General features: G+C 61.8%; 9 protein-coding genes and 1 pseudogene. 3 read left to right on the forward strand and 7 right to left on the reverse strand.

Annotated features, from left to right (window positions below; translation table 11 throughout):
- Positions 1 to 23 precede the first annotated feature (23 nt).
- The 7 genes from ABX74_RS07320 to ABX74_RS07350 are packed head-to-tail and all read right to left on the reverse strand — an operon-like array spanning position 24 to position 6,997.
- Positions 24 to 425 carry a nuclear transport factor 2 family protein gene (locus ABX74_RS07320; protein WP_019744799.1) on the reverse strand — a complete coding sequence of 134 codons (402 nt, stop codon included), beginning with the start codon at positions 423 to 425 and terminating at the stop codon, positions 24 to 26.
- Complete coding sequence (locus ABX74_RS07325; RefSeq protein WP_020908682.1) at positions 422 to 2,143, reverse strand: class I adenylate-forming enzyme family protein; 1,722 nt, start codon at positions 2,141 to 2,143, stop codon at positions 422 to 424. Before ABX74_RS07325 ends, ABX74_RS07320 begins: the two co-directional genes overlap by 4 nt.
- Before the next feature lie 13 nt (positions 2,144 to 2,156).
- Complete coding sequence (locus tag ABX74_RS07330) at positions 2,157 to 3,440, reverse strand: ABC transporter substrate-binding protein (protein WP_020970386.1); 1,284 nt, start codon at positions 3,438 to 3,440, stop codon at positions 2,157 to 2,159.
- A 58-nt stretch (positions 3,441 to 3,498) separates the two neighbouring features.
- Positions 3,499 to 4,587 carry a branched-chain amino acid ABC transporter permease gene (locus ABX74_RS07335; protein ID WP_020970387.1) on the reverse strand — a complete coding sequence of 363 codons (1,089 nt, stop codon included), beginning with the start codon at positions 4,585 to 4,587 and terminating at the stop codon, positions 3,499 to 3,501.
- Entirely contained in the window at positions 4,584 to 5,480 is an 897-nt protein-coding gene (locus tag ABX74_RS07340) for a branched-chain amino acid ABC transporter permease (RefSeq protein WP_019744803.1), read from the reverse strand. The genes ABX74_RS07335 and ABX74_RS07340 overlap by 4 nt, the downstream gene beginning before the upstream one ends.
- A 3-nt stretch (positions 5,481 to 5,483) precedes the next feature.
- The gene (locus ABX74_RS07345) at positions 5,484 to 6,197 is read right to left on the reverse strand and encodes an ABC transporter ATP-binding protein (RefSeq protein WP_020970388.1); all 714 of its coding nucleotides are present in this window, start codon (positions 6,195 to 6,197) and stop codon (positions 5,484 to 5,486) included.
- A complete protein-coding gene (locus ABX74_RS07350) occupies positions 6,194 to 6,997 on the reverse strand; it encodes an ABC transporter ATP-binding protein (protein WP_020970389.1) in 804 nt (267 codons plus the stop codon). The genes ABX74_RS07345 and ABX74_RS07350 overlap by 4 nt, the downstream gene beginning before the upstream one ends.
- Before the next feature lie 114 nt (positions 6,998 to 7,111).
- Here ABX74_RS07350 and ABX74_RS07355 point away from each other — a divergent pair, with 114 nt between their 5' ends.
- The 3 genes and pseudogenes from ABX74_RS07355 to ABX74_RS07365 all read left to right on the forward strand — a co-directional run.
- Positions 7,112 to 7,699: a nuclear transport factor 2 family protein gene (locus ABX74_RS07355; protein ID WP_019744806.1), complete on the forward strand. Its 588-nt coding sequence runs from the start codon at positions 7,112 to 7,114 to the stop codon at positions 7,697 to 7,699.
- Positions 7,696 to 8,466, forward strand: a complete 771-nt coding sequence (locus tag ABX74_RS07360) for an SDR family oxidoreductase (RefSeq protein WP_020970390.1) — start codon at positions 7,696 to 7,698, stop codon at positions 8,464 to 8,466. Before ABX74_RS07355 ends, ABX74_RS07360 begins: the two co-directional genes overlap by 4 nt.
- A pseudogene (locus ABX74_RS07365) lies at positions 8,463 to 9,081 on the forward strand (dihydrodipicolinate reductase); the annotation flags it as partial. The gene ABX74_RS07360 and the pseudogene ABX74_RS07365, both read left to right, overlap by 4 nt.

Raw genomic sequence — 9,081 nt, forward strand, 5'->3', positions numbered from 1 at the left:
AAATCCCGCTTTTCGAAATCCCGCTATTCGAAATCGGAGACAAGACCCATTCCCTTCAAGAGTGTCGGACGGTCGTAGTACTCGAGCCACTCTGTGACCAGCCCGTCTGCCATGCTGAGGATTCCGACAACAGGAACGACGCCGTGGGTCCCGTCGAAGTGGAAATCGTCCACTCGCTGTACAAAAACCCTGCCGTCGATCACGCCGAGCGACTCGATCTTCAGGGTGATCCGTTCACACTTACTTGCCAGCAATGCAATTCGGCCCGCTACAGCCTCCTTGCCGACAAGAGGTTCCTGCATCACGCTGTGGAGCACACCGTCTTCGGCGAACAGGTCGACGACGCGTGCCCAGTCCATGACGTCCCACGCCTGGAACATCTCACGCGCCAACGCAAGCTTGTCACTGTCGTTCATCACACTCATGCCACACTCTTCTGTCGAAGCTCACGCTTGAGGATCTTTCCGGTCGAATTGCGCGGCAGTTCTTTCCGAATCTCCAGCCGCTCGGGAAGTTTGTACGACGCGATGCGCTTGTCCTTCAGGAACGCAACCAGAGCATCGAGTTCGAGTTCCGTCTCGGGTCGAAGTGTCACCACTGCTGCGACGCGCTCACCGAGCACTTCGTCGGGGTCGCCGATGACGGCCACGTCCGCGACGGCCGGATGCTCGGCGATCAACCCCTCCAATTCGGCCGGAGCGATGTTCATTCCACCGCGGATCACCAGGTCCTTGCCGCGATCCAGGTAGCGGAGGAATTGTCCGTGATCACCGGCAATCTCGAAGATATCTCCGGTGCACAGGAATCCGCGCTCGTCGAACGGTGACGGCCGATCGCCGAGATAGCCGGCAAAGACCGTCGGTCCGCTGATTCGCAACTCACCCGGGTGCCCGACTTCCGTGATGTCCTCGCCAGTGACCACGTCGACCAAGCGAACGTCCATCCAGTCCGAGATCCTGGTGCTCCAGCGAAAGTTCTCGACACCGAAACGAGGGAAGTACCGTGCGCGGTCGTCCGGATCCGGCATGTCCGCAGGCGAGGAGAGCAGACTGATGCCTTCGTTGGATCCGAAGAAGTTGATGACTCCGATTCCATATCGCTCCTGCCATCCCCGCACCATCGGAGGTTGCAGTGGCACAGAACCCGAACCGATCCGCGTCAAGCTCGACAGATCGACCGCCGCGAGCATCGACTCGTCGGCAAGCAGCATCCACAACAGAGCAGGCGGCGCTACCGTGTATGTCACCCGCTCGGCCTCGATCTGTCCGAGGAACACTCGAAGGTCGAACGGGTGGTGCTGTACCAGTACACATCCCGTGCGGAGCCAGGGCAGGAACATTCCGTTGATTCCGGCCATGTTGACCATCGGGAACGGGTTAAGCAGGACGTCGTCGACGACGATGTCGGGAGCATCGATCGTGGCCCAGCAGATGGCCAGCCACTCGTAGTGCGAACGTGGGACCCCCTTCGGCTCGCTTTCGGTTCCGGAGGTCCAACAGATCGTCATCGCGTCGTTGGGGTCGTTCGGATCTTCGGTGTTTCGTCTGTCCAGAGCACTTCGCTGCGATTCGGTGGCTGCGCGAGGACTCAGCCCCACGACGCCGGTGGGAAGCTCAGCCGGAAGCTCTGATTCGGGAGCGTAGACGAATACCGATCTCAGAGAGGCAATCCGGGATCTGATTGCAGCGATCTCCGTAGCCGGGAATCTGTCGCCGAAGCTGGGCACGGTGACAAATGCTGCAAACGCCGCCTGGTTGGCCATTCCTTCCACTTCACGTTCGCGGTACTGCATGGGCAAGGGTGAGACCACGATCCCCAGCGACCACGCTGCAAGGTAGACCTCGACCAGTTCGACGGTGTTAGGCATCTGAACGCCCAGAACGTCTCCCCGGCCCAAGCCTGCCTCGGTGAAGCGCGCAGCGAGCGAGATGACTTCGCTCTCCAGTTCGTTCCAACTGAGGCGTCGTGGATCTCCGCCGGACAACTCGCTGCGGTTCGCCGGATCAACTACGGCAAGCTCGTCCCCTCGGGTCCGCACCTGCACCCGGAACACGTGATCGATCGTCTCGTCGGACCACCACCCTTTCGAGGTGTATTCGTCCACCTTGACGCGAGGATGCAATCCCCTGTGTGTCTTGTTCATTCGCGCACTCGATTCAGTTCTCGTAACGGCCGGAAATGTCGATCACGTCGCCCTGCTTCTCGAACGCCTGAGTAGCGGCATTCCACTCGAACGGCTGAAAGGCCAGGATTCCCAACGCATGGTCCGCGGTCATCGTGAACTTGATTCCGTCGATGAACATCGGCGGGTGGTAGTCCTGCGTTCGCGCGGCACTCATGATGGTGGCACGTGAGAGTCCGTCGGATGACTGAGAGGCCCGAGTGAAGTTGTCCACCAACAGGTCACCGATGGCCCAGCCGTTCACGGTGTAGCTGTTGGTCGGGGAATCTGCACCGTGAGCCGCTGCACCGGCGAGATAGTCGCGCACCGCCGCGTCGTCCTTGTAGAGAGCGTTGTTGGGATCTTTGAGCCACACCATCACCTGCTGCCCGTCGGCAGCATCACCGGCGGGTGCATACAGGGTCGCACCGTCGACGCAGTTCGACGGCTGAATCACGGTGTCGGGCTTCCATCCGACACGTCCGATCGCCTGAGTGATCGCGAGGCAGTCGGTAGTGACACCGGCGACCACCAAAACCTCGGCGCCGCTGGCCTTGAGAGTCGAAGCCGCCGTCTTGGGGTCGGTCAGCGCCTCCTCCGCCGCGATCTCGAAGTTGGTTCCTTCGATCGCGGACTTGAAGCCGTTGGCGATTCCCTGTCCGGACTCGGTCTGGTTCGTGGCCAGTGCGACCTTGGCGCCGTTCGGATACTTCTTCTTCAAGCTCTCGACCACTACCTCCATCTCGACGCCCGGATCCGGTAGATACTCCGTGGTCCACGGGAAGTCTTCGATGACCCGGAACTCGGGCATGCCTGCCTGCGCGAAGAGCAACGGCACGCAGGCAGTGGTCTGATCGTCCGCGATGGCGTTCAACTGCCCGGCCCCGAAGGTGCCCAGAACGTCGACCTTGTCCTTCTGAATGAACTCTCCGACGTTGGCTTTGGCGCGCTCCGGGGAGAATGCATCGTCCTTGACCACGACGTCGAGCTTGACGCCGCCGACGCCGCCGGCCGAGTTCTCCACCTCGAACCGTGCTCGCATTCCTTCGATCACGTTGCCGACGGCATCGGCGAGCGGGCCTGACGTCGGCCCACTCCATCCCACCGTGAGTTTGTCGGTGATCGGCGCTGCGGCACCGCTGGGATCACTGCAGTCGTCGACCGATACTGCGCCGGCCGATGTCGACGTGTTGCTCTCTGCGTCGGAGCTACCTCCGCAGGCCGAAAGGAGTAGTGCCGCAGCGGCGATGACTGCGGGAATCGTGGTCTGCCTTTTCATATCGTCCAGTTCCTTGCTGTGAGTTGAGGGAAACGAGAGTGGGCGAGGGAGACGGCGCTCAGGTGCGAGGTTCACCCTCGCGATACTTGGGATGATCTGCGGGAACCACGAGGACGAACCGTCGGAGCACGCTGTTGATCCGTCCGACGATTCCGTCCGGCATCAAGAACACGATCGCGATCAGCACCGCGCCGAACACCACTCCCGACACGGGGCCGTCGGTGACGCTTCCGGTGTAGTACGGCAAGAACACCACTGCCGTTGCCCCAACGATCGGGCCGAATTGGGTTGCGATTCCGCCCAACACCAGTCCGGTGATGAACTCGATCGACTTCATCAGCGAGAAGGATTCGGGTGAGAGCGCGCCGATGTACATCGTGAACAGTGAACCTGCCAGGCCCGTGATCGCGCCGGAAAGCCCGAAAGCGAGAATCTTGACCCGCGCGACGTTGATGCCATTTGCGCTCGCCGCGATCTCGTTGTCACGCACCGCGACCATAGCCAGACCGAATCGACTCTTGACGAGATTGCGAATCAGGAGCATGACGATCGCCAGAGTCACCACCGACACCCAAAAGATCCAGAGGTAGGTGTCGGCTCGGGTCAGACCCGTCCATTTCGGCGGAACGAGCAGATTTGCGCGAACCACCATTCCGGCGGCACCACCGGTCAGATCCCCGGTCTTGCGGATCACCTCGGGAAATGCAACAGCGACGGCGAGTGTCACGAGAGCCAGATACAGCCCCTTGATCCGCAACGAGGGAAGACCGACGAGAAGCCCTAGTACAAAACACAATACGACCGCCATCGGGATCGTGGTCAACGGCGAGTATCCGCGATCGACGATCAGAACGCCGGTCGTGTACGCGCCCAGGCCGAAGAAGGCAGAATGGCCGATCGACAGAAGTCCGGTGTATCCGCTGACGATATTGAGTCCCGCAATGGCAATCGCGATGATGAAGACGCTCGTGAACTGGCCCACGCGAAACGGCGCGCTCTGTGACGCGAGAAGCAACGCACACACGGCAGCCACCAGCAGAACCAACTGGAGTATCCGGTACGACGTCGATCCGGCGACCACTACCCGCGGTCGCCTGACTGCCTTTTCGGCGACGGCGGGTTCATTTCTCTCGGCAAGCGTCGTCATACCCGCTCCAGTTTCTTGGTACCGAACAGTCCATTGGGTCTGACGAAAAGGATCACCACGATGATCAACAGGGCGGATGTCTGCTGCAGCGAACCGCCGATGACCGAAATGTAGCCGCTGAGCATCGATTCCAGGACACCGATCGTCAACCCGCCGACCACGGCGCCGACGAGACTGTCCAGACCGCCGAACAGCGCTGCGGCGGATGCTGCGATGAAGATCGGGAACATGGTCGTGAGACCGAGTTGTTGCGGCGAGAGCGGAGTGACCAGGACACCGGCCAGGGCACCGATGGCAGCTGCTACTCCCCAACCGATTGCGAGTATCCGGCTGGTCGGAACTCCGGCGAGAGTGGCAGATTCGGCATTGTCCGCGACGGCACGCATGTGCAGACCGACTCTCGTCTTGCGAAAGAGCAAGGACATCAACACAAGTAGGACAACGAGCGCCACCAGTACGCCCAGTGCGTCGCCGTACACGCGCGCACCGCCCACCGAGATGTAGTCGGTGGGACCGTTGGGGAACGGGCTCGGCATTATCTTGGTATCGCTCCCCCACAGCATTCCGGCCAACGAGTTGAGCCCGGTGAACAATCCCAGTGCCACGATCAGCACTGCCATGTCGCTTCGACGCTGAACCGGCCGAATGAGCAGACGCTCCATCAATGCTCCGAGTAGGAACCCCAAAGCCAGGGCCGCTCCGATCGCCGACCAGATCGGCCAGGACATCGTCGTCAGCCACCAGGCGACAAAGGTTGTGAACAGGGCCAACTCGCCCTGAGCGAAGTTGATCGTGCCGGTGGCGCGAAACACCACCACTAGTGCCAGCGCGAGAATTGCGTAGATCGACCCGTTGGTCAATCCGGAAATGAGTCGTTCGAGAAAGAGTGTCACCGTTTACTCCTGGTACCCGAGGTAAGCGCTGCGCACGACGTCGTCGGAACGAAATTCCTCGGGCGTTCCGGCAGCGACGATGGTGCCTACGTCGAGCAGGAAGACCTTCGACGCGAGTTTCATCGCGAGATCGGCGTTCTGTTCCACGATCAGCAGTGCAGTTCCGTCGCTGCGGTTGATCGCACCGAGCGTGTCGAACAATTCGGCAATGACGATGGGCGCCAGCCCCAGGCTCGGTTCGTCGCACAAAAGAAGGGTGGGACGGCTCATCAATGCCCGTGCGACCGCGAGCATCTGCTGTTCACCGCCTGACAGCGAACCGGCCAACTGTGTGGACCTCCTCGCGAGCACGGGGAATGTCTCACACCACCGCTCGATGTCGGCTTCGATCTCCGCCTTGTCCTTACGAAGGGCAGCGCCGACGAGCAGGTTGTCACGCACCGACAGTTGACCGAGAGTTCCGCGGCCCTGTGGGACAAGGCTGACGCCGGCGGCCACGGCGCGTTCAGGTTTGGATCCCAACGGCGAACCGTTGAAGGTGATCGTTCCCTGATGCGGGATCAATCCGGCAAGCGCGCGCATCATGGTGGTCTTGCCTGCACCGTTCGCGCCGAGAACGACAGCGACCCCGCCGGGTTCCACGTCGAGCGAAATCCCGTGCAGTACATTGCCTCGCCCGTAACCGGCATGCAGATCGTCGACGCTCAGCAGGGTCATGCCGCACGCCCCAGATATGCGTTGATCACGGCGTCGTCCTGCTGGATCTCCGCCGGGGTTCCCTGGGCAATTTTGTGGCCGAAGTTCAGGGCGACAACGTGATCGGAGATCCCGAGCACCAATCCCATGTGGTGTTCGACCAGAAGCGCGCCGAAGCCGAAGTCGTCGCGGAGCGAGACGATCAGTTCTCCCAGTTCTTTGACTTCACTGTGCGTGAGCCCGCCGGCAGGTTCGTCCAGCAGAAGCAGCGAGGGCTCGGACATCAATGCCCGTGCCAGTTCGACACGCTTGAGAGTTCCGAACGGTAGACCGGACGCGGGTGCATTCGCGACGTCGACGAGTTCGAGACGTTCGAGCAGGTACCAGGCCTTCTCTCGAAGTTCTCGGACTCGGGCACGCGCCGGAGGCAGGCCGAGAAGCCCGCTCGCGAGCCCGAAGCGACCTCGCGACGATCCACCGACCATGGTGTTGTCGAAGACACTCATGCCGCCGAACAGCGCGAGATTCTGAAAAGTTCGAGCGATTCCTGCAGATGCCAACGCATAGGGACGCAATCCCAACAGGTCGGTTCCTTGCCAGGTGATGACACCGCGACTCGGTTCGTAAATCCTTGTGATGCAGTTGAACAGCGTGGTCTTACCAGCGCCGTTCGGCCCGATGAGTCCGCAGATCTGTCCCGCGCGGACGTCGAAGCCGACGGCGTCGAGAGCCGTGACTCCGCCGAATTCGATCGACACATCGGAAAGCGTGAGTACGACCGGTGCATTCCCAGGTTGTGCGGGTGGTGTGTTTCCAAGCATTGGTTTCACCTCCTCGTGACACTTCAATTAACAGTGTGATAGAGATTACTACAGTAAACAGAGGCACTCCGTCAACGTGCGGCCCCCGATCCGGAGCCGAGAAGGGACATCATCGTGAGGTCCAACAACATTCACGCAGTCGACAGCGGCGGGGGCCCAGACGTCAGGGACTACAGCCCGGTCGACGCTCTCGTCGCCAAGCAAGAAATCTACGAGGTTCTGGCTCGTTTCCTCCGAGCCGCAGACCGCGGCGACGTCGAGGACGCCAGGCGGTGTTATCTGCCCGGCGCAACCGAAGACCACGGGGGTGTCTTCACCGGCACCGCCGACGACTACATCGACCACATCGCCGGGGCCATCACCCACCCACGATCGCTGACCACCCACGCAATGACCAACGTCTTGGTCGAACTCGACGGGGATACAGCACACGTCGAGTCCTACGTGCTTGCCTTCGCACGAATCAAGACCTCGGACGGCATAGCCGACACACTCACCGCGGCGCGCCTGATCGACCGCTTCGGTTTCGAGGACGGCAGGTGGGGAATCCGCCACCGCGCACTGCGGTGGGACTGGAACCACGACATGGCCACAGCCGAAGGCTGGATCTTCGGGATGCTCGCGCCTGAAACGTCATTGAAGAAGAGCAAGAAATTCCCCGACGACCTCATCTACACCCGACAGACACAGGAGAACTCATGACAACCTTTCGCGGAACTCCGGTCGAGGGTGCGACCGTCCTCGTCACCGGCGCCAATCGAGGCCTCGGGTTGGCCTTCGTCCAACAGGCGAAGTTGATGGGCGCAGCCAAAATCTATGCGGGGGTGAGAAATCCCGACGAGGTGCCGGCCGAACTCCGAGCCACCGGTGCGCACATCGTCGAACTCGACGTCACCGATCCAGGACTCGTCGACACTGCCGCCGGGGCGTGCGGTGACACCACGGTCGTCGTCAACAACGCCGGGCTGTTCACCGGGAATCGGCTGATCGAGGCCGACGACCGAGAGGCCGCTCGAGCCGAGATGGAGGTCAACTACTTCGGACCGCTGACGATGATCCGAGCCTTCGCGCCGGTCCTCGCCGCCCGCGGCGGAGGATCGATAGTCAACGTCTTGTCAGTCGCCGCAATCGCACCAACCGCCTTCATGGGCGGCTATTCACCGGCCAAGGCGGCTGCTCTGTCGCTCGGTGGCATCGCCCGTGCCGAACTCGAACCGCACGGCATCACCGTCACCTCGTTGATCGTCGGCAGTGTCGACACCCGCATGGCTTCACACGTGCAGGGCCACAAGGAAAATCCCCTCGACATCGCCGCGACCGGACTCGCCGCCATGCAACGCGGCGAGTGGACGTGCGACACCGATTTCATGGCAATCGACGCCCGTGCGCGTCTGGCTCGAGACCCGATTCGGTACGAACGCGGACTGGGCAAGCTCCTCTTCGCCGGCGAACTGACCACTCGATCATGAGCGATCCGATTCGTGTTGCCCAGTGGGCGACCGGCGCCATCGGCAAGACCGCGCTCCGCGGAATCATCGATCGTCCCGACCTCGAGTTGGTCGGCCTGTACGTCTACAGCGATGCCAAGGCCGGGCGCGATGCCGGCGACATAGCCAGACGCGCGCCGACGGGCGTGATCGCCACACGCGACGTGGACGAGATCATCCGCTCGCGCCCCCAGGTTCTCATCCACAGTCCGCGTTTGCAGATTCCGTACGAACGCCACGACGACGATTTGTGCCGTCTGCTGCGCGCCGGGATCAACGTGATCACGACGGCCGGGCAGCACTTCCCCCGCGCACACGGCACCGAGCGCGAGCACATGTTCGCCCAAGCATGTAAGGAAGGCGATTCGACGCTCTTCGGCGTCGGAGTGAGCCCGGGCGTCATCGGTGAGCGATTGGCGTTGGCTCTGACGGGAACATCGATCGAACTGGACCGCATCACGATCGACGAGGTGCTCGACGCTCGCGGCATGCCTGACCCCGACTTCGCTTTCACCGTCATGGGAATGGGTTCGCCCCCGGAGGAACTGGACGGAACCGGGCCGTTGCCCTCGCTGTACGCGTCGCTGTATCTGGAGA

The organism is Rhodococcus sp. ARP2, assembly GCF_001029585.1.
Lineage (GTDB): Bacteria > Actinomycetota > Actinomycetes > Mycobacteriales > Mycobacteriaceae > Rhodococcus_F > Rhodococcus_F erythropolis.